The organism is Heliomicrobium gestii (assembly GCF_009877435.1).
GTDB lineage: Bacteria > Bacillota > Desulfitobacteriia > Heliobacteriales > Heliobacteriaceae > Heliomicrobium > Heliomicrobium gestii.
Genome location: NZ_WXEX01000003.1, coordinates 220,878 through 241,722, shown reverse-complemented (window position 1 = coordinate 241,722; position 20,845 = coordinate 220,878). Strand labels below are relative to the sequence as shown.

General features: G+C 58.6%; 17 protein-coding genes. All 17 read right to left on the bottom strand.

Annotation, left to right across the window (positions count from 1 at the left end):
* The 17 genes from GTO89_RS04950 to xdhA all read right to left on the bottom strand — a co-directional run bounded on the left by GTO89_RS04950 (nt 1) and on the right by xdhA (nt 20,634).
* A complete protein-coding gene (locus GTO89_RS04950; protein WP_161260956.1) occupies nt 1–1,230 on the bottom strand; it encodes a sensor histidine kinase in 1,230 nt (409 codons plus the stop codon).
* A 291-nt stretch (nt 1,231–1,521) separates the two neighbouring features.
* Nucleotides 1,522–2,460, bottom strand: coding sequence for a response regulator (locus GTO89_RS04945; RefSeq protein ID WP_161260955.1), 939 nt, complete (start codon nt 2,458–2,460; stop codon nt 1,522–1,524).
* Nucleotides 2,461–2,875: 415 nt separating this feature from the next.
* Nucleotides 2,876–3,199, bottom strand: a complete 324-nt coding sequence (locus GTO89_RS04940) for a hypothetical protein (RefSeq protein WP_161260954.1) — start codon at nt 3,197–3,199, stop codon at nt 2,876–2,878.
* A gap of 141 nt (nt 3,200–3,340) precedes the next feature.
* Nucleotides 3,341–3,703 (bottom strand): hypothetical protein, encoded by a 363-nt coding sequence (locus GTO89_RS04935; protein WP_161260953.1) that lies wholly within the window; start codon nt 3,701–3,703, stop codon nt 3,341–3,343.
* A 365-nt stretch (nt 3,704–4,068) separates the two neighbouring features.
* Nucleotides 4,069–4,320: a hypothetical protein gene (locus GTO89_RS04930; protein WP_161260952.1), complete on the bottom strand. Its 252-nt coding sequence runs from the start codon at nt 4,318–4,320 to the stop codon at nt 4,069–4,071.
* 362 nt (nt 4,321–4,682) lie between these two features.
* Nucleotides 4,683–5,483, bottom strand: a complete 801-nt coding sequence (gene yqeB / locus GTO89_RS04925) for a selenium-dependent molybdenum cofactor biosynthesis protein YqeB (RefSeq protein ID WP_161260951.1) — start codon at nt 5,481–5,483, stop codon at nt 4,683–4,685.
* Between the two features lie 41 nt (nt 5,484–5,524).
* Nucleotides 5,525–6,658 (bottom strand): XdhC/CoxI family protein, encoded by a 1,134-nt coding sequence (locus GTO89_RS04920; RefSeq protein WP_161260950.1) that lies wholly within the window; start codon nt 6,656–6,658, stop codon nt 5,525–5,527.
* A 48-nt stretch (nt 6,659–6,706) separates the two neighbouring features.
* Nucleotides 6,707–7,747, bottom strand: coding sequence for a molybdopterin-binding protein (locus GTO89_RS04915; protein WP_161260949.1), 1,041 nt, complete (start codon nt 7,745–7,747; stop codon nt 6,707–6,709).
* A gap of 93 nt (nt 7,748–7,840) precedes the next feature.
* The gene (xdh, locus tag GTO89_RS04910; protein ID WP_161260948.1) at nt 7,841–10,405 is read right to left on the bottom strand and encodes a selenium-dependent xanthine dehydrogenase; all 2,565 of its coding nucleotides are present in this window, start codon (nt 10,403–10,405) and stop codon (nt 7,841–7,843) included.
* Between the two features lie 17 nt (nt 10,406–10,422).
* Nucleotides 10,423–11,814, bottom strand: a complete 1,392-nt coding sequence (gene hydA / locus GTO89_RS04905) for a dihydropyrimidinase (RefSeq protein WP_161260947.1) — start codon at nt 11,812–11,814, stop codon at nt 10,423–10,425.
* A 132-nt stretch (nt 11,815–11,946) separates the two neighbouring features.
* Complete coding sequence (gene arcC / locus GTO89_RS04900; protein ID WP_161260946.1) at nt 11,947–12,897, bottom strand: carbamate kinase; 951 nt, start codon at nt 12,895–12,897, stop codon at nt 11,947–11,949.
* 2 nt (nt 12,898–12,899) lie between these two features.
* Nucleotides 12,900–13,904: an ornithine carbamoyltransferase gene (locus GTO89_RS04895; RefSeq protein WP_161260945.1), complete on the bottom strand. Its 1,005-nt coding sequence runs from the start codon at nt 13,902–13,904 to the stop codon at nt 12,900–12,902.
* A gap of 59 nt (nt 13,905–13,963) precedes the next feature.
* Nucleotides 13,964–15,208 (bottom strand): YgeY family selenium metabolism-linked hydrolase, encoded by a 1,245-nt coding sequence (locus GTO89_RS04890; protein WP_268894615.1) that lies wholly within the window; start codon nt 15,206–15,208, stop codon nt 13,964–13,966.
* Between the two features lie 81 nt (nt 15,209–15,289).
* On the bottom strand, nt 15,290–16,642 hold the full coding sequence (locus tag GTO89_RS04885) for a nucleobase:cation symporter-2 family protein (protein WP_161260943.1): 1,353 nt from the start codon (nt 16,640–16,642) through the stop codon (nt 15,290–15,292).
* A gap of 350 nt (nt 16,643–16,992) precedes the next feature.
* Complete coding sequence (gene xdhC, locus GTO89_RS04880; RefSeq protein ID WP_161260942.1) at nt 16,993–17,460, bottom strand: xanthine dehydrogenase subunit XdhC; 468 nt, start codon at nt 17,458–17,460, stop codon at nt 16,993–16,995.
* Nucleotides 17,450–18,337 carry a xanthine dehydrogenase subunit XdhB gene (xdhB, locus tag GTO89_RS04875; RefSeq protein ID WP_161260941.1) on the bottom strand — a complete coding sequence of 296 codons (888 nt, stop codon included), beginning with the start codon at nt 18,335–18,337 and terminating at the stop codon, nt 17,450–17,452. Before xdhB ends, xdhC begins: the two co-directional genes overlap by 11 nt.
* A gap of 2 nt (nt 18,338–18,339) precedes the next feature.
* Nucleotides 18,340–20,634, bottom strand: coding sequence for a xanthine dehydrogenase molybdenum-binding subunit XdhA (xdhA, locus tag GTO89_RS04870; RefSeq protein ID WP_161260940.1), 2,295 nt, complete (start codon nt 20,632–20,634; stop codon nt 18,340–18,342).
* Nucleotides 20,635–20,845 lie beyond the last annotated feature (211 nt).

Genomic DNA, 20,845 nt, shown 5'->3' with positions numbered 1-20,845 from the left:
TCAATACCCGGGTTCATTGGCCGGGGAGGGAAGACGGATCGCCACTGTCGTTCCCTTGCCGGGGGCGCTTGTGATGTTCAGGCCGCACTCGCGACCAAAGTAATGCTGAAGCCGTAAATGGACATTCAATATCCCTAACCCTGTCGTATGGCCTCTGGGGGTGTACCGCTCGCCGCGAAAGATCTCATCGATCTTTTCCGGTGTGACGCCGACGCCCGTATCTATGATGCGGACCGTCACACGGCCCTGTTCCCGGACGGCGGCGATGTCGATCTTGCCGCCACCAGTCTTTTGCTCCAAACCGTGGATGATGGCGTTCTCTACCAGCGGCTGCAGCGTCATCGTGGGGATTTGCAGATCGAGCAAATCTTCCGGGATGTCAACGGTCGATCGGATCCGGTCGCCAAAGCGGGCCGCCTGGATGGAGAGGTAGCTCTGGATGTAATCGATCTCTTCGCGCAGCACGCTCATGGGACGGTCGTGGCGGAGATTGTGCCGCAGGAGATCGGAAAGGGCATAGACAACCTCCTCTGTCTGAGAGGCCCCTTCCAGCAGGGCAAGCCGGGCAATGGTGTTTAGGGTATTGAATAAAAAATGGGGGTTGATCTGGGATTGCAACGCTTTGATCTCCGCTTCGCGAAGCATCTTCTCCAGATCGGCCTTCTCCCTCATCTCCATTAACAGACGCCGCTGGGCGATATTGGCGATGCCCATTTCGACGATGTAGTTTGTCATGATGTAGAGCAAGTCGGCGGACGCCTTCACCCTGTTCTCCGGTATTTCCTCCACCTCGGCCAACAGCGCTGACACCGTTGCAGGATCATAGCCCAGATCGGCGATACGATGCTGCACATCAGCGGTCACATCATAGTCACGTTCGCTCAATCGAACCTGGCCAGCCAGAAAAGCGCCCATGTACTGGTCGTTGACTATGATCGGCGCCGCCAGATCGGTCAGGCCGCCGTGACAGCGGTAGACGTTGGCGCTTTGCCCCCGCACGGCCACCCTGCCTCCACGGGAATCGGAACACATGCACCGTTCCAGGCCTTCCGGCGTGGATCGGACCATCATGCAAAATTTCGTAAAGTTGCTGGGATTGGTCACCGGCCGCCCCTCACCGTCGACAATGATCGCGGCGATTCCTGTCGCTTCCGTAAACTTGTCCTGAATCTCTTGAAGTTTGGCCACATTGATGATCTCACTCAACCGGTATTCGGAATGTCTTTCCATGGAGTCCCTCCAATGGCGGGTATTTGAAAGTGTAATCACGTTCACTAGCAATGCGATAAAACACCTACAGTTGGTACGAAACGGGATACTCCAATTGACAATTAATTCTTAAAAATCGTCAAGTTTATACATTCTTCGTCATTTTTCGATTCCCTTCTTTTTCCCCTCTTATTTGCTATCACAAGCTCATCTATGCAATATCTTTCGCCAGAAATCAATCAATGGGGGTACAAAAAAAGCCGCAACTGGATGCGGCAAAACAGTCACCTTATGCTGGCTCCGCGCTTCATCTCATCGGAGAGAACCGCAACGGTCACAGTACTGGGCAAGAGCCGCTTTCACCCGTTCGTACTCTTTTTCCGCCCGCTCGTACATGAGCGGCACGCCATCAATGGCGCCACAGCGGGACTGCATCTCTATCTCCCGAAACAATTGGGACAACCCGAGGGCGCCCACATTGCCGCTGGCTGATTTTAACGCATGGGCCAAGGCGCAGACCTGCCCGGCGTCTTTCGCTTCCAAGGCCAAGCGAATTCTCTCCATCTTATCGCGGGATTCTGCAAAGAAAAGGACAAAAAGGTGGGAAAAGAGCGGCAACTCCTCCATGGTTGCGCCGAGAAGTCCTTGGATCACGTTGAAATCGACGGGCGAGAGGGCCGACGCCTTTTCTCCGCTGAGAATTGTTGATGATACGTCAGCCTTGGGCATACTAGCAGGCACTGCCTTCCCCTCTTCCCTCGCTTGCGCGTCCCGTTCCTTTGCAGCGACGCGAGTCGTCTCCGAAGCCGGCAGCCAACTCTGCAGCGCTTCCAACAACTGCTGTAAGCGTACCGGTTTGCTGATATAATCGTCCATCCCCGCCTGGATGCATTTTTCCCGATCCCCCGGGAGGGCATGGGCCGTAACCGCCACAATCGGGGTATGGGCGGCTTGGCCTTCAAAGTCCCGGATCAAGGCCGTTGCGTTGTAACCGTCCATCACCGGCATCTGGCAGTCCATGAGAATCAATCCATAAGCGTTTTGACGGGCCAACTGAACCGCCTCATCACCGTTGACCGCCGTATGTACCGTTTCAATCCCCAATTGTTTCAGTTGGGTGCGGATCATTTTGAGGTTAATCGGGTTGTCTTCCACCACGAGAACCGGCAGTCCCTGGTATCCGTCAACCGACCAAGGAGAGCAAGAGCTTCTTCCTTTTGCATTTCCTTTTCCTGATTGACAGACATCCATTGCCGTTCCCTCCTGCGTCTGTGAATACACTCTCTGTTTATCATAATGCTTATGACGGCTTTGCACAAACGAAAATTCGAAAAACCATTGAGGAACGATTGTCGGAGATAAACTATGCATTGATAGACACAAAAATCCCCCCGTCCCTCCCGTCAATCGTCCGGTTATCCTCAGCCTACCTCGCCTGCTGAGCGGCACCGACACTCTCGACAGGATAATACAGTCCGGGGGGAGCAGTCGCATTGTACATTTTTGCTCGTCAAGCCCGGGAATCTTGAAATCGCGCGATAGACCCATCTATCCTTTTCGCTTGATTCCACGTTAGGTTGCCGCCACAGGGGGCACTTTTATTCACGTCTCCCGCGCCGCTCTTTCGCGCCCCTTTGCATCGCCGACTCCCGGGAGATGATGAACGTTACTCTCCTTTGGACTGATAGGCGTTGGTGTCGACTTTGTAGCGAGCAAAGGCCTCGATCTTCGGGTTGTATGTTTGCATATACCACTTGTTGAAAAAGTACTTTCCGCCGATGGCGATGCCAGCGCCCGCCGCAAAGCCCAAGGGGACGACCATCAACAACCATTCATTCGGGATGACGCCGCTGCTAAAAACGGCGTAGATCAAACCCAAGGGAACGAATGTGACCGCCGCCTCCATCCACTTTCGATTTTTGTGCTTCTTTTCAATCTCGGGAATCTCATCCTTTGTCAAACCATAGTCGCTCAGCACCGGTTTTCTCATGCAAAACACCTCAACATTTCATGTAATTACACGATACATCATCGCGGGTGATTCGACAAGCCGATCTCGGCGGCTAAGGACAGTAAAAAACCCCGCGCCGGCTTGTCGGTGGCGCGGGGTTAACGGCTTTCGCCAATCGATTCAAGAATTCTGGCAAAGGGTCAGCTTGACCGGGACATCGGCTTCTGCAAGGGCAGGGACATCGTGAAGCAAGGGATCCGGAGTTTCACCAAAGAGACTCACTAAATCCTCTGTCAGCGCCAATCCCTCGATGAGGAACAGCATCTTGTCAAAAGTGAGCATGTTCGGTTCACGGGTAGCCGCCAAGCTGGTGAAATAGTGAATTGTTGTCGATTGGGGCACTCGCTGTCTAAGCGTTTTTATGCATTTCCTCGCCCAGATCTCTACCGGCAGGATCTGACTGACTACTTTTTCCGGCAGAGGCGCCATGATGCTCTGTTTGAGAAATTCACCTTCTTCAGCCAGTTCGCGAAATGTTACCATCTTTCCCCTCCAAATTGCTCGTGCTGTCGCCAGTAACTCAACTCCCTGCCTTAATCATAACGGATTATTTTTCCACGCAACAGATGATTTTTTGTTATAAATACATTAGAATTTCTCTTTACAGGAAAATGTAAAGCCACATGCCATTGTCTCTTTCGTTTCATAGGATGAGGGCTGATTGAGTAGATGAAGATGAACAGGGGTCACGCCAAAGCGATACCACTGCATCTCGCTTGTTGAAGGTTTGCATTCACAGGAACATCAATGTAGAAAATAGGTTGCGGAAGATTCCGAAAAAGCCGAATCTGTGGGGATGGAAAAACAAAACAGGGCGATCCATCTGGACGGTTGGATCGCCCCATGGATCAGGTGTTGCCTGGCTTTTCTACAAGTCCGTCACGGTCTGAACGCTGGCCATCGGTATCCCTCAAATCGTCCTCCACTAGGCCTTGGACATCGCTGGGAACGTCGAACCCGGTAAAGGTATCGCAGACGCAGTCCAGGAAACGAAAGATCTCCAGCGATGATTCCTCGGAATGATCGGTGAAGTCTTTCGGACCCGGTCCTTCCATCACACGCTGCAGCGTCGGGTCCAGCCATCGTTCAAAGAAAGCCATCACCTCCCGAGATTAGGATGCCCCCCCGCTTCGATCATATTTTTTGACCATGCAGTAGGAGGTTCCCGGGAGGTTTCTGTCGTGAATATCTTTGCCGCTGGCTATGGCGGAGAAGAAACGATTCGTTTGCACGCCGGCCACTAGTGTCGATGCAGCGCTGTTTCCGTAAAAAAGCAGCCTTATGGTTCCCGCTGGGGTAACGGATCTCCGCTTTACAGGTAGGTGAAGTAAACCGGCCAAATCGATCGCCCCCTATTTGCATTAATTCTTAATGTTATTTTAATGCATTAGGGGTATTTATTCAATGTCATTTTCCGCTCTTCAAGATACCTGAACCTAATATTTTTGGAAATTATCGGCCTTTATGGGCGGCGCAGCGCCAAGTGAAGCATGGCCTCCAAGACGCCCCCGCCGATCGCTCGCGCTTTGTCGCTGATGCTAGCGCAGTAGGATCGCTCCAACCGGGGATCAACATCGCCGATCTTCAGTCCCGCCGTCACGGTGATGCCATCCTTGACCAGGCCGCGAACGATGCCGGCGATCTGCGCTCGAACCGGCTGACCGTCGACCGTTCCAACGGTTTCCCCTGGGGCGACCTGGTCGCCGATGGCACAGCCGGCGGAAAAGCGTCCCGCTGTTGGCGCTCGCAGCAGACGCTCCTGGCGGTAACCGCCCACCTCGCCCGGGATGCCTGTGTCTGCGATGGCAACGCCTTCGTAGATCACCCGGCCGAGGTCGTGGCCCCGCTTGGTTTCGATCACTGCGTGAACGTCCCTTCCGGCGCAAAAGCCCGGACCCAGGGCGATCACAAAAGGCGCTCTGTCCCTGGCCAAGCCATTGTTTTGTTTCCGAAGCGTCGCTTCGATATAATAGGTAGGTTTGAGAATTTTCGCAGCCTGATCATCGGGGTCGATGAGCACCGGAATCACGCCTCGCTCGCGCCATTTCAGCGCCTCGTCCACCTGTTCGGTAAGTACGGCGCGGACACCTTCGACCGTTGTCTCCCCCGAATAAACCGCTTCCGCAAAAGACACTGTTCGCCGGACGACGAGGGGCTCGGCCAATTCGGTCATGACGGGGATGAAACCGCATTGAACAAGGCGGTGGGCCACACCGCTCGCCAGATCGCCTGCCCCTTTGATCAACACCAGCTCTGTTCGCATTCGTCCGCTTCCCCCTGCCTGTTTTCAGCGATGACGGCCGATCAATCGGCTGCTACCCGTTCCAGCAGAACCTCCATGGTTCCACCGCAGGCCATTCCCTCTTCCGCAGCCTGATCGTCGTCTAAAGAAAATCGAAAGAGACCGTACTTCCGGCCCCCGTCAAACAGTTGGAGAGCCTCTCGGCGGGCCTCTGCTTCGATACAGCCTCCGCCGATGGTTCCACACATCTGTCCGTCGCGAAAGACGAGGAGTTTGGCGCCTGCCTTGCGCGGCGTCGAGCCTCGCGTCGCAATAACCGTAGCGACGACAGCCGGAATTCCCCGTACGGCGCTGGCCGCCAATCTTCGCAACAGTTCCATCTCCTGCTGAGGGATCCCCGCGCCGCCTCCCCCGCCTCTTCGAGACTGGATCAATTCAGCGGCGATGCTGACGGCGATCTCCTCCGGCGTTTGCGCGCCGATCGCCAACCCGATGGGCATGTGAACCTGATCGATCCGCTCCTGGGATATGTCGAGCGCCCGCAGGTGATCCCGGATCAGGTGTACACGGCGGCGGCTGCCGATCATGCCCAGATAGCCCAACCGCTTCTCAACCAACGCCTCCAGACAACAGAGATCATGGCGATGGCCCCGGGTGATAATGGTCGCAGCACAGCGGGGATGCCATGTCAATCCTGTGATGGCCCGCGCAAAATCGTCACAGATCACCCTCGTCGCGCCGGGAAAGCGTTCCGGCGCAGCAAAAGCAGGCCGGTCGTCCACAACGGTGACACGGTACCCGAGCATGACCGCCATGGGGACAAGGGCCTGAGAGACATGACCGCCGCCGAGGATGACCAGCTCATCGGGGGGAAAGAAGGGTTCGGCAAGCAGTTGCGCCCTCTCCCCTTCCAAAATGACCTGTTTGGTTTCTATCTTACCGGAATGGATCGATGCCTCAGCCAGGGCATCCGCTTCGGAAGAGATAGGTCCTGGAAAAGGCGCTTCACCGGAAGCGCTATCCCATGAGCCCCTTTCCCTTTCCCTTTCCCCAGTGTCTGCCTCCATTTTTCCGGTAGGGGACCAAAACAGCTTTCCCACCACAGCGGGAAGCCTGTTCCCCTTTTCTTTCAGCAGCGTGATCACAACACAGGGCTCTTCCTGTTCAAGAGACTGCACCACTTCGACATAAACCAATGTTATCCCTCAACCTTATCGGTGTTTTTTTCAGCACTTCCCTCGCCGTCACCGTTGGATCCCGCCTTGTCCAAAGCTGCACCGCGGGTAGCGGCATTGGGGGCAATTGCGGCAAAGCCCCCCATGGGCGAGGGCGACCATATCGGCGCGGCCAAGGCGCTCGCCGGTAAACAGGCGCGGCAGGATCAGATCCAGCACAGTGATCCGGAAAAACATGCCGCAGGCCGGCATGCCGATGATGGGTATATCGCCCTTGTAGGCGAGCAGGAACATGGCGCCGGGCAGAACGGGCGCGCCATACTTTTCAATTTGGGCGCCGCTTCGGCGAATCCCCTGGGGTGTCACATCGTCGGGATCGACAGACATGCCGCCGCTGACCAGGATCAGTTCGGCTCCTTGTCCGGCGAGATCGTCGATTTTTTGTGCGATCACCTCGGCGTCATCGGGGGCATAGACCAGGGGAAGCACCGACGCGCCGTAAGATTCCAGCTTTTCTCGCAGCACCGGTCCAAAGGCATCGGCGATCTGCTGATGATACACTTCGCCGCCGGTCACGACGATTCCCGCCTTCAGCCCCTGGTAGGGGATCACTTCGACGATTTTCCCCAGGCCGGCGCAGATGGATTCGGCATCGCGAACCGTCTCTTCCGGTACGACAAGGGGGATCACCTTGGTTCCTGCCAGGAGTTCGCCCGCTTCGACAGGGGTGCGGTTGCTCAGGCAAGAAAAGACAACATCGTCCAGTTCGTTAAGGGCCAGCAAGGCCGCCACGTTCACCTGCAAGAGCCCCCTGGAGGCGCTGATCAGATTGACACGGCTCTCTTTCGGCACACTCGTATGGACGTTTCTTCCTGCCGCCGCCTGGGCGATCCGTAGGCCGGCGTCATCTTCATGGATTTCACCCGGTTCCAGTTCAAGGGCAAAGAGATGGGCTTTGCCCATCTTTTGCAGTTCGGGGATATCTTCCGCTCTGACGACATGTCCTTTGCGAAAGGCCGGCCCTTTGAATTGGTTCGGGACGATCTTGGTCATGTCATGGGGTAGGATCATGCCGAGCGCTTCTTCCACAGGCACTTTTCGTTGCTTCAACCCTGGACCACCACGATTCTTGAGTATAGTGGGAGCGCCCTCCCTGGGAAAGCGCGCTAATGAATCCCCTGGTTACGAAGGTCCTTTTTCTCGCTACCCCTTGTCATAGGGCGTTCCCTTCAGCGGCAGATCGAATCGCTTCTGCCGATCAAACCGGTAATAGGCCGAGGCGACGGCAGGCGCCACGGGAATGGTGGCGATCTCCCCCACCCCTTTTGCCCCAAAAGCCAGCGGTGACGGGTTTTTCTCCACCAGGATCGTATCGATGTCCGGCATCTCGGTGGAACGGAACAACCCTAATGTGCCGAACTTCACCTGCGGAACACCGCCTTTGAGGGGAAACTTTTCCCGTAATGCGTACCCGAGTCCCATGGCGACAGCGCCCTCGATCTGACCCTCAATCGCCCTGGGGTTGATGGCCCGGCCCACATCGTGGGCGGCGATCACCTTGGACAGTCGCCCCTGTTCGTCCAGCAAGACGACCTGGGTGGCGTAGCTGTAGGCCACATGGTTGACCGGGTTCGCCTTCGGTGAATTCAACGGATCGGTGATGCCCTGGTATTCGCCGGAGAATTCCCGGCCCTCCAACCGCTCCAGATCGCCCTCTGTGTCATTGAGCGCCTCTAGGAGGCCCAGTGCGGCCTGGCGAGCAGCCTCGCCGGTAAACATGGTCTGCCGGGAGGCCGTCGTCGTCCCCGCGTCAGGGGTGACCCCCGTTTCCGGCAGGGCTACCTGGAGATTCTCTGACGGCAGGCCCGTCACCTCGGCGACGATCTGGGTGACGATGGTGGCCATGCCCTGGCCGATGCAGGCGGCGCTCGTCAGAATCTGCACGACTCCGCTTGATACGCGCAGCTTCACTCGGCCGATATCGGGCAGGCCGACACCGATGCCCGTGTTTTTCATGGCGCAGGCGACACCGGCGAAAGGATGGCTCTCATAGGCCTCCCGGACAGCCAGCAGGCTCTCCCTGATCGCTGTGCCCTCATCGGCGATCTGTCCGGTGGCATTCACCATCCCCGGCGCCAGGGCGTTGCGAAAGCGGAATTCCCATGGCGAGATCCCCACTTTTTCCGCCAAAAGATCCATATTGCCTTCACAGGCGAAGGCCGCCTGGGGGACGCCAAAGCCCCGGAAGGCGCCAGCCGGCGGGTTGTTCGTATAGACGCAAAGTCCGGTGATCTCGGCGTTGGGAACATGGTAGGGACCGGCCACATGGGTGCAGGCCCGTTCCAAGACGGCCGGACCGAGCGACGCATAGGCGCCCGTGTCGGCGACGATGCGGGCGACGACCGCTGTCAGCCGGCCTTCGGCGTCACAGCCGGTGGTGAGTTCCAGTTCCATGGCATGTCGCTTGGGGTGGACATGGATGCTCTCCTGGCGGGTCAGGGTGAGCTTGACCGGTTTTTTCGTCGCCTGGGCCAACAGGGCGGCATGGTGCTGGACCGACAGATCCTCTTTGCCGCCGAAGCCGCCGCCGATCAGCTTGCCGATCACGCGCACCTTCTCTGCCGGCAGGCCCAGGATCGCCATGATCCCCTGCTGATCCTTGTAGACGCTCTGGGTGCCCACGTATAGGGTCAACTCTCCGTCGACGCCCGGCACCGCCAAGGCGCTTTCCGGCTCCAGAAAGGCATGCTCTGTCGCCGGCGTGGTGTAGCGATGGGTGACCACATGGGCGGAGCGGGCCAAGGCCGCCTCGGGATTGCCGCGCCGGACATGGGTTTTTGAGAGGAGGTTGCCCTCCGGGTGAATCGCCGCCGCGCCCACGGCCAGCGCCGCCGCCGGCGTGACGATGGGCTCTAGTTCTTCATATTTTACTTGAATCGCCTTGACCGCTTCCCGGGCGATCTGGCGGGTGCGGGCGGCCACAATCGCCAGGGCGTCGCCGATGTAGCGCGTCTCCTCGCCTTCGGCGACCAGCGCCGGCCAGTCTTTGGCGATAAAGCCCCAGTGGCGCTGACCGGGGATATCCTTGGCCGTCAGCACCGCCTCCACCCCTGGCAGCGCTTTCGCCGCAGTGGTGTCGATCCCTATGATCCGCAGGCGGGCGGCCTTCGGGCGCAGCACAGCCCCGTAAAGCATCCCCTCCACCTGCAGATCATCGACATACTCGCCCGTTCCCAGCGTTTTTTCCCGGGCGTCGACGCGGGGAACGCTGATGCCGACACCGAACCGGTTGTCTGTCCGAGGTATATTCAAATCGCCGCGCAGCACCGTAGCCGCCAGGGCGATCGCTTTTTCAATCTTTACATAGCCGGTGCAGCGGCAGATGTTGCCGCGGATGGCTTCTTTGATCTCTCTTTTTGTCGGGTGAAGGGTTTTATCGAGCAGCGCTTTGGCGCTGATCACCATGCCAGGGATGCAAAAACCGCACTGGACGGCGCCCGCTTCTGCGAAGGCCCAGGCGTAGGTTTCTTTTTCCCGGTAGGAAAGCCCTTCCACGGTGACGATGGCTTTGCCTTCCCCCTTGGCGACTGTGAAGAGACAGGCGCGCATGGCTTTGCCGTCAATGAGGACCATACAGGCGCCACAGGCGCCTTCGCCGCAGCCGTTTTTCATGGAGGTGAGCCGGAGTTCATCGCGCAGAAAATCCAGGAGATTCCCTTCGCCGCTGTCGACATGATGGATCACGCCGTTAACCTTTAGTTTGTGCATGGCGTATCCCCTTCTCTCTACAGGATTCGCGAGGATTCACGGAAGAGATATTGGCCTCCGGGTGTGGCGTCGATCAGTTCACCGTCACGGACGACGGGACGGCCGCGCAAAAACACATGGGCAGGGCGGCCCCTTTGCCGGAATCCCGCATAGGGGTTGTAGTCGAGCCGGTAGTGGTGGTTTGCATCGGTGATTTCAGTCGAAATGGACGGGTCCCAGACGACGATGTCGGCGTCAGAGCCGGTGGCGATGGTTCCCTTGCGGGGGAATATTCCGAACAATTGGGCCGGTCGGGTGGCGGTGAGAGAAACGAATTGGGTGAGGCTGATGCGCCTGGCGGCGACACCGTAGGTATAGAGCAGACCCAGGCGATGCTCCACGCCGGGCATGCCGTTGGGGATCCGGCTGAAGTCGTCGCGCCCTTTATCCTTATGTCCCTGATAAAAAAAGGAGCAGTGATCGGTGGCCACCGTGTCGATGACACCCCGGGACAGGCCAGACCAGAGGGCTTCCTTATGCTCTTTCGGCCGAAGCGGCGGCGAGATGACATACTTGGCGCCCTCAAAATCGTCGATGCCGGTGTAGCGGCTGTCATCAAGCAGCAGGTACTGGGGGCAAGTCTCCACATAGATGGGCGCTCCCTGCCGTCGGGCCCCCTCTGCCGCTTCCAAGGCCTCCCGAGTCGATAGGTGGACGATGTATAAGGGCGCTCCGGCAAATCGGGCCAGGGCGATGGCTCGATTCACCGCTTCCGCCTCGACGGCCGGCGGACGGCTCTCGGGATGGAAAAATGGGGCTTTCTTTCCCTGGCGGCGAAACTCGTTGATCAGCACGTCGATGACATCGCCGTTTTCACAGTGCAACCCCACAAGGGCGCCGATCGCCCGCGCCTGGCGCAACGCTTGGAAGAGGATGCCGTCATCGACCTGCAGGACATGTTTGTAGGCCATATACATTTTAAAGGAAGTAACACCTTTATCACGGGCGAGCAGCGCCATTTCGCCGGCGCTTTCCTCCCGCCAGTCGGTGATGGCCATGTGAAAGCCGTAGTCGCAGAAGCTCTTGTCCCGCGCCCGGTTATGCCAGTTCTCCAGAGCCACCATCAGGGTTTCACCGCGAAATTGGGTGGCAAAATCAATGACCGTTGTCGTCCCGCCGAGCAGAGCGGCCCGGCTGCCGCTGGCAAAGTCATCGGCGGTGGCAAAATCACCGACAGGAAGGTCAAAATGGGTGTGGGCGTCGACGCCGCCCGGCAAGATCAAGGCGCCGGTCACATCGAAAACTTCATCGCCCTGCTGACTGACCAGGTTTTCGCCGATCGCCGCGATCCCTTCCCCTTCGATTCGCAGGTCGGCTCGGCGGCTCTCTGTCGCGGTCACGATCGTGCCGCCGCGCAACAGGTACGCCAAGGCGGTCACCTCCCCCGATGAAATCGATGAGATTGCGCGACTCCGCCTCCCCCGCCGCCAAGCCTTGACTCGGCTCGGCAGGCGAGGGGCGGCGAGACGCGCAATCTCAAGTGATGTCCTCTCGAAAGACGATTAGGGATAGATATGGGTTCCTGTCCTTCCGGCGACAGCCTCTTCCAGCGATTCAGGGTTGGTGATGATCGCCTTCTTGCCGCCCTTCTCCAAGAATGTGATGACCGCCTGCACCTTCGGCAGCATGCTGCCGGGGGCGAAGTGGTTTTCCGCCACATACCGCTTCAGTTCCGCCAGTGTCACCGTATCGAGTGACCTTTGCGCCGCCGTGCCGTAATGGAGGCACACCTGGGGGACGCCGGTCGAGATGATCAGGATATCGGCCCCGATATCGGTCGCCAGCAGGCTGGAGGCGAAATCCTTGTCGATGACGGCGTCGATCCCTCTGCGCGAGCCATCTTCCTGGGTGACAACGGGAATGCCGCCGCCGCCGACGCTGATGACACAGTAGCCCTGGTTGACGAGCAGGCGGATCACGTCTTTTTCGATGATCTCCTGGGGCAGCGGCGACGGCACCAACCGGCGATAGCCCCGCCCGGCGTCGTTGACGAGCACCCAGTCCGGGTGGGCCTGTTGCAGGCTCTTTGCCTGCGCTTCCGTATAGAAGGAACCAATCGGTTTTGATGGGCTTTGAAATGCCAGGTCGTCGGGAGATACGGCTACCTGAGTGATGACGGTGACGGCCTCTTTGGTCATCCCGCGCTTTTTGAACTCATTGTCCATAGCCTGCTGGATCTGGTAACCGATGGCTCCCTGGGTGTCGGCGCCGCAACTGACCAGGGGCACATGGTGCATGCCGGCCACCTCGCTGGCGATCTCCGAGCGGCGAAGAATGAAACCGACCTGCGGACCATTGCCATGGGTGATGATCACCTCGTAGCCCTGTTCGATGATCCCGGCGATATGTTTCGCCGTCTCACAGACAGCGGCATACTGGTCCTCAACGGTTGTCTTGCTGTTATCGATGATGAGCGAGTTGCCGCCGATCGCTACGACGACCAGTTCTTTCAATGTTAACGACCACCCATCAGCAAAGTCATGACCGCTTTGGCGGTATGGAGGCGGTTTTCGGCTTCATCGAAGACGATGGAGTGGGGCCCGTCGATGACGGAGTCTTCCACTTCATTGTTGCGGTCGGCCGGAAGGGCGTGCATGTACATGACATCCTTATCGGCGGTGGCCATTTTCGCTTCGGTGCATTTCCAGGACTTCTGCGCCATCAGCTTGTCGTCGACAACCTTGGTGGCGCCGGCGATGGAGGCGCCGGTCTGGTCATTGACCCAGGATCCCCAGTTTTTCGGGATGACGATGTGGGCGTTTTCGTAGGCTTCCGCTTCGTTGTTGGTGACCGTCACGGTGCCGCCGAACTTGGCCGCATTGGCCTTCGCTTTTTCAATGACCCAGTCGGGCAGTTCCCAGCCTTTCGGGTGGGCGAGGCAGACGTCCATGCCGTAGCGAGGGAAGAGCAGGAGTTGGGAGACGGGAACAGAGATGGGCTTTTTATGGCTCTCGGCGTAGGCCCAGATGATGGAGACCTTGATCCGCTTCAGGTCGCCGATCTTTTCTTTCATCGTCATCAAGTCAGCCAAAGCCTGGAAGGGGTGGTAGAGGTCGCACTGGAGGTTCATGATGGGCACCCTGGACCATTTGGCCATCTCGGTCAGGTACTTGTTGCCATAGCCCCAGTTGCAGTAGCGGCAGGCGATAGCGTGGCCGAAACGGGACAGGATGATGGCCGTGTCCTTGGCGCTCTCGCCATGGGCGATCTGCATGCTGCTGGAGTCGAGGAAGCCCGCATGGCCACCCAACTGAGCAAAACCGGCTTCCATGGAGTTGCGGGTCCGGGTGGACTGCTCAAAGAACATCAGGAACATGGACTGGTGGAGCAGGTAAGGCGTGGGCACGCCCATGGCGAATTTTTTCTTGAGGTCAAAGGAGACCTCCAGCATGGTGTCGACTTCTTCTTTAGTGAACTCTTCGAGATCGATAAAGTGGCGTCCGCGGAAAATGGTCTGCATGAGAATCCTCCTCGTTTTTTTTTGTGAAGGCACGTTCGTCCGCTTTGGGCTCTTGGTCCTTACTCAACCAGGTTCTTCGTGTCCTCCGGCATCTGGGCCGCATACTTGGATACATAAACGGAGGGAATGACGGCGTACATAGCGGCGGCCATGACCAGTTCCTTCTTCCAGGTCCGTTCGTTGGGGGCGTGGGCCTGGTCTTCATGGCCCGGTCCAAAACCGATGCAAGGGATGCCATAGCGCCCCATGATGGAGACGCCGTTGGTGGAAAAGGTCCACTTGTCCACGACGGGATCGGTCTCGAAAAGCCCTTTGTAGGCATCCTCCAGGGTATAGCAGACAGGATGGCCGTCTTCGATCAGCCAAGTCGGGAAATAGGCCTCTGTGGGGTATAGGAGGCCCGTGTAGGCCGGGCGTTCATAGGTGTACATCTCGACAAGGGCTCCCGCAACTTTGACGGCAGGCAGGTTGCGGATCTGGTTCAGCGCCAGTTCCCCATCTTCGCCTGCGGTCAGGCGGCGGTCGATGGAGATCCAACAGCTATCGGCGACGGCGCAGCGCGACGGCGAGGTGTGAAAGATCTCAGAGACGGTGAGGCTGCCTTTGCCCAGGAACGGGTGATCCTGCAGGTTTTCGTGAAGGGCCCGCAACTCTTTCAAGATATCAGCCATCTTGTAGATGGCGTTGTCGCCCCGTTCCGGCGCCGAACCATGGCAGCTGACGCCTTTGGTGGTCACCTTGATCTCCATGCGGCCGCGCTGTCCGCGGTAGATCTTGCCGTCGGTCGGTTCGGTGATGACGACAAACTCAGGACGAAGCTTGTCCTCGTTGATGATGTACTGCCAGCAGAGGCCATCGCAGTCTTCTTCCTGGACAGAGCCGACGACGACGAGGGTGTAGTCATCCTCCAGGCCCAGGTCTTTGATGATCTTGCCGGCGTAGACCATGGATACCATGCCGCCCGTCTGGTCGCTGGCGCCCCGGCCGATGATGATCTCATCGTCTTCATAGCCCATATAGGGATCGTACTGCCAGTTTTCCGGGTTTCCGACGCCGACGGTATCGATATGGGCATCCATGGCGATCAGGTGCTTGCCCTGGCCGATATACCCCAGGATGTTGCCCATGGGATCGATCTCGACCTTGTCAAAGCCGACCTTCTCCATTTCCTCTTTGATGCGAAGCACGACCTTTTGCTCGTCACAGCTCTCGCTGGGGATGGCGATCAGATCGCGCAGGAACCGGGACATGTCCGGTTTGTACTTCTCGGCCAGTTTCAGAACCTCGGCATAGGTGTTCTTCAAAACCTGCATCTCCTTATCACCCGAATGAAATATATCCACTGTCCATGAGGCAGACAAGATGGAGCCGATTTGCGACGCTGCTCAATGACCGTGAAGCCCCAACTCTGCTTTGGGCTCCTCCATCGCCTCGGAAGCGGCGCCGGTTCCGTTCAGCAGCGCGTTGAGGGCTATGGCGGACAGGCTGCCGGCGGTGATGCCGCTGTGCAGGATGACCTGCGCCCAGTTGGGGAAGTGATCAAAGAAATTGGGAACGGCCAGTGTAATCATGCCGACGCCGATGCTGACGGCGACGACCATGATGTTGTGGGTGCCGTCAAAGTTGATCTTGGACAAGGTCTTGATGCCGCTGGCAGCGACCATCCCAAACATGGCGATCCCGGCGCCGCCCAACACAGGGCTGGGGATGGCGGCGATGATGGCGGCCAATTTGGGGAACAAGCCCAGGACGGTGAGGATAACGCCGGCCGCAGTGACGACGTAACGGCTGCGCACGCGGGTCAAACCGACAAGGCCCACGTTCTGAGCAAAAGCGGTGTAGGGAAAGCTGTTGAAAATGCCGCCGAGCACCGTCGATAAGCCATCGGCCCGCAGGCAGCGGGAGAGGTCGTCCTGGGTGACCGGTTTGTCGATGATCTCGCCGATGGCGATGCAGTCGCCCGTCGTTTCCGTCATGACCACCAGCATGACCAGAACCATGGCGGCAATCGAAGCGACATCAAAGGTGGGATAGCCGAACCAGAACGGTGTCGTAATATTGAACCATCCCGCCTTGCCCACCTCGGCGAAACTGACGATGCCAAAGGGGATGGCGATGGCCGTTCCGCCCATCAACCCGAGCAACACGGCGATGTTGCTCAGGAATCCCTTGAAGTAGCGGTAGAAGAAGAGAACCATCACCAGTGTGATCAAGGCGAGGCCGATATTGGTCATGTTGGCGAAGTCGGGCGCCGCCGGGTTTCCGCCGCCAGCCCAACGAACGGCGACAGGCATCAGGGTGATGCCGATGATCGTGATGATCGTGCCGGTGACGACAGGCGGGAAAAAACGAAGCAATCGACTGAAGTAAGGGGCCAAGAGGAAGGTGAACAGGCCCGCCACGATGATGGCGCCGTAGATGCCTGTCAATCCCTGTGACTTGCCGATGATGATCATGGGCGTCACAGCGGCAAAGGTAACCCCCTGGATCATGGGAATCCGGACGCCGACTTTCCAAAAGCCGACCGTTTGGATGATCGTGGCGATCCCGCAGGTGAAGAGGTCCGCATTGATCAGGAAGATCAACTGTTCCGTGGACAAGCCCAACGCGTTGGCTAAGATCAGCGGCACGGCCACCGCTCCGGCGTACATGGCCAATACGTGCTGCAATCCATAGGTAAACAACTGTCCCATGGGCAGCTTTTCGTCGACGGGGTGAACAGGCTTTCCTTGCTGCATACGTTCGCACCTACTTCCTCATGATTTGACTTCCCGGCATGCCTCCCATTGGAGATGCTTCTCCTCTCCCACCCCACTTCTTGATCTTGTTCGATGTAGCACAACATTGGCTCAATGTCGAAATACTAATGCAAGTTCCGTGCCAATGTGTATAACCAAAGCAGAGGGTTCGAGAAAAATGATGCCGGGAACCAAATCCGCTCCCCCATCGTCGCCAAAGGACGAGAGGCAAGCTAGGGTTCCGCAGGTTAGCCCTTGTTCACTCCCTGTCCGATGGTGCTGCGATTTCCGCCGATGAAACCAATGTCGCAGGAATGTGCGACTTTTTTCTCAGTATTGAGACAGTCGCCTCAAGGTTCCCCTATCGCCTTTTCGGCTGCGTTGACGATGTTGTGGTAACCGGTGCAGCGGCACATGTGGCCCGATAGTTCTTTTTTGAGTCCTTCCCGCTCGCACTGGCATCCCTTTTCGACAAGGGCGGTGACAGACATGACAAAACCAGGGGTGCAAAAGCCGCATTGAACGGCGCCTTCCTCTACGAAGGCTTCCTGCACCTTGCTCAGCTTGCCCTCCTTGGACTCGCCCTCTATGGTTCGGATGTCCTTGCCGTCCGCCCAGACGGCGAGAAAGAGACAGGAATCGATGGCCTCTCCGTCGAGCAAGACGGTGCAAGCGCCGCATTCGCCGACGCCGCAGCCTTTTTTCGTGCCCGTCAGGTGCAGCCGGTTGCGCAACATATCGAGAAGGGATTCCCCGACAGCCACCTCAAGGGAGAGTTTTTGCCCGTTGACGGTGCATTGAATGTGTTTATGCGCCATGGATGATCCCCCCTGCCTTGGCGTAGGCCTTGACCAGCGCCTCTTTGCTCAGTTCTTTGGCCAGATGGAGCCGGAATTCCCGGGAGGCCCGCCAGGATGTGCGCGGGTTGATCTCGGCCGCTGCGGCATGGCCGAAGGCCTCCACCACATCGGGGCTGAACACTTTGCCTTTGACGGCCTCTTCCGCCTGGAGACAGCGGACAGGGGTCGGCGCAGCGACACCGAAGGCCAGGCGCACATCGGCCAGCCTGTCGCCTCCGGTGACCTTGCAGTTGACAGAACAGCCGAGGGTGGCGATGTCCATCGCTTTGCGCATGGCGTATTTGATGTAATGTCCGCCGTATCCTTCGTAACTTTCCGGCGCCAGACGGATCGCCGTCAACACCTCAGCCTGGCCGAGATGAACCCTGCCAGGGCCGGCGTAGAAATCCCGGATCGGCGTCAGCCGCACACCTCCGGGCCCCTGAATCTGGAGCACCGCATCGAGGGCAAAGAGGGTCGAGGCGCTGTCGGCCGATGTGGCGCCGTTGCAGACGTTGCCGCCAATGGTGGCCACACGGCGGATCTGGGGGCCGCCGACGGTCTCCACCGCGTCGGCAAGGACAGGCACATGCCTGCTGATCAAGGGATCGGCGACGATGCGGCTGAAAGTGGCCGCCGCCCCGATGGAGAGCGTGCCGTCGGCCTCTCGTTCGATGCGCGCCAGTTCGGGGATGTGGCGGATGCCGACGAGTTCCGCCTCTGGCTGCTTGCCTTCGCGAATGTGGATCAATACATCCGTTCCGCCGGCGATCAACCGGGCTTTGGGATTGGCTGCCAGCAAAGCCACAGCCTCTTCGACGGATCGGGCCTCGTCATATCGGGCGATGTCAAACATGGTCATCCCTCCTTGGCGATCAGGCCTTCCGCCTGAAAACGGGCGATCAGGCGCTGGGGTGTGAGGGGCAAGTCGTTGAAGGCGACACCGGTGGCGTCGAGGACGGCGTTGCGGATGGCTGGCGCCGGCGTGATGGCCGGCGGTTCGCCGAGAGCCTTGTTGCCATAGGGTCCTGTCGGTTCATAGGGTTCCACAAAGTGGGCGCCGATGTCTGGCGTGTCCAGGGCCGTCATCAGTTTGTAGTCCAGGAGATTGTCGATGAGCGGCTTGCCGCTCTTGGGGTCAAAGAGCATCTGCTCATAGAGGGCGTAACCGAGGCCCATGCTGACGCCGCCGTGAACCTGACCGGCCGCCAACTGAGGATTGATGATCTTGCCTGAGTCGTGGACATTGTGCAGTTCCAACACCTCCACCTTGCCGGTCAACAGATCCACCTCCACTTCCACGAAGGTGCAGCCGTAGGCGAAAGCGTTGACACGAGCGTTGTTGGAGACATCGGCCGTAAAGGGCTGGCAATGAACCACATCGGTGTGGGCGTCCAGGGCAACCTCGCTTAACGGTGTAATTTTTTCCCCGTTGTGACTGTAAACCAACCAGCCGTCGACGATGTCCATGGCGCTGGCCGGGATGTCGGTCATCCCCCAGGCGTAATCGAGAACCTTCGCCTTGATCTCCTCAGCGGCCTTGCGCACGGCCATGCCGGTGATATAGGTCTGGCGGGAGGCGTAGGAGCCCAGGTCGACCGGGGAAATGTCCGTATCCTGTTCGGAGAGGATGTGAACCATCGATACAGGAATGCCGATCGTCTCGGCCACCATCTGGGTGAAGACGGTGTCACTGCCCTGGCCGATCTCGGTGGCGCCTACCTGGAGTTGGACCGAGCCGTCTTCATTCATGACGATCCGCGCGCCGGCCACTTCCAGGCCGACGGGGTGGGTGCCTGACGCGTAGGTGAAGCAAGCGACACCCAAGCCGCGGCGCTTCGTCCCCTCCCGCCGGGTGGCATCGGCTTTTTTTTCCTCCCAACGGATCATCTCCCGGCCCTTTTGCAGGCATTCAGCCAGGCTGTTGCTTAGGACCTTGACGCCGGTGATCGGATCTTGGTAGCCGACGACGACGATGTTTTTCAGGCGGAATTCAACAGGATCGATCGCCAGCTCCCGCGCTACATCGTCCATGTGGCTCTCCAGGGCGAACATGACCTGCGGGATGCCGTAACCGCGCATGGCCCCGGCGGCGGGCATGTTCGTATAGACCGACATGGTTTTGCATTTGATCGCCTGTTGCATGTACAGTTGGCGGTACTTCACGCCCGCGTTGTTGGCGATGGACTGACCGTGGGAGGCGTAGGCGCCGTTGATGGAGAGGACCTCCAGTTCACGGGCCAGCACGGTGCCGTCATTTCTGACGCCCGTCTTGATCTTGAATTGGATGGGATGGCGCACCCGCGAGGCGATGAAACTCTCTTCACGGCTAAACTCCAGTTTGACAGGACGGCCGTGGACGACAGAGGTGAGAAAAGCAACCAGCGGTTCCACCACAGCGTCCTGTTTGCCGCCAAAACCGCCGCCTATGTAGGGTTTGATGACGCGCACCCGTCCCCAGGGGATGCCCAGGGCCTGACCGACGATTCGCCGGCAGATATGAGGGATCTGGGTGGAGGAGACAACGACGATGCGGCCGTTTTCCTCCATATAGGCGTAGGCGCTGTAATTCTCCATGGCACAGTGGGCGACCATCTGCGTCGAAAAAGAATCGGAAAAGACACGATCCGATTCGGCCAGCGCCTGAGCCAGATCGCCCAGTTCGTACCCACCCCGGCCCAGCACATTGCCGGTTCCGGCGTGGATCTCCGGCGCGCCCGGCTGCAAGGCCGCTTCCGCCGTCAACAGCGGCTCGTAGGCCTCGTATTCCACCTCGATCAGGGACAGCGCCTTTTGGGCCGTCAGTTCATCGACGGCCACCACAGCGGCGATCTCATCGCCGACGAGGCGCACGCGCCGTGTCAACAGGTTGCGATCGGCCACGTCCTGGTGAGAGGGATCCTTGGAATAAGGGTGTCCCGCTGTCGGGAAGGTGTGGCCCGGCACATCGTCATAGGTGACGACGGCGACAACGCCGGGCAAGGCCTTGGCCTTGTCGACATGGATGCGCTTGACCCAGCCATTGGCGATGGCGCTGCGGAAGACCTTGGCATGGAGCATGCCAGGAACGAAGTGGTCGTCCACATATTTGGCGGCGCCTTTGACCTTGGCGACAGCGTCGACGCGGGGGATGCTCCGGCCTACGCTTTTCATGGGCGCTCTCCTCCTTTTTTGCGGCGATCTATAACTGTGGCTGCGGGAACAGGAAGATCTCAATTTGACACCTTTGTGTCTCTATTTGCAAAAACGCTTTGCCTAGCGCTGAATCACCATGACGATTTGTCGCTTTGGGCGTCGGCTCGCAGAGGGAAACCTGTCGCCGCCCTAAAAAGGGTTCTCACGTTGAGACATCCGTCTCTTCTTC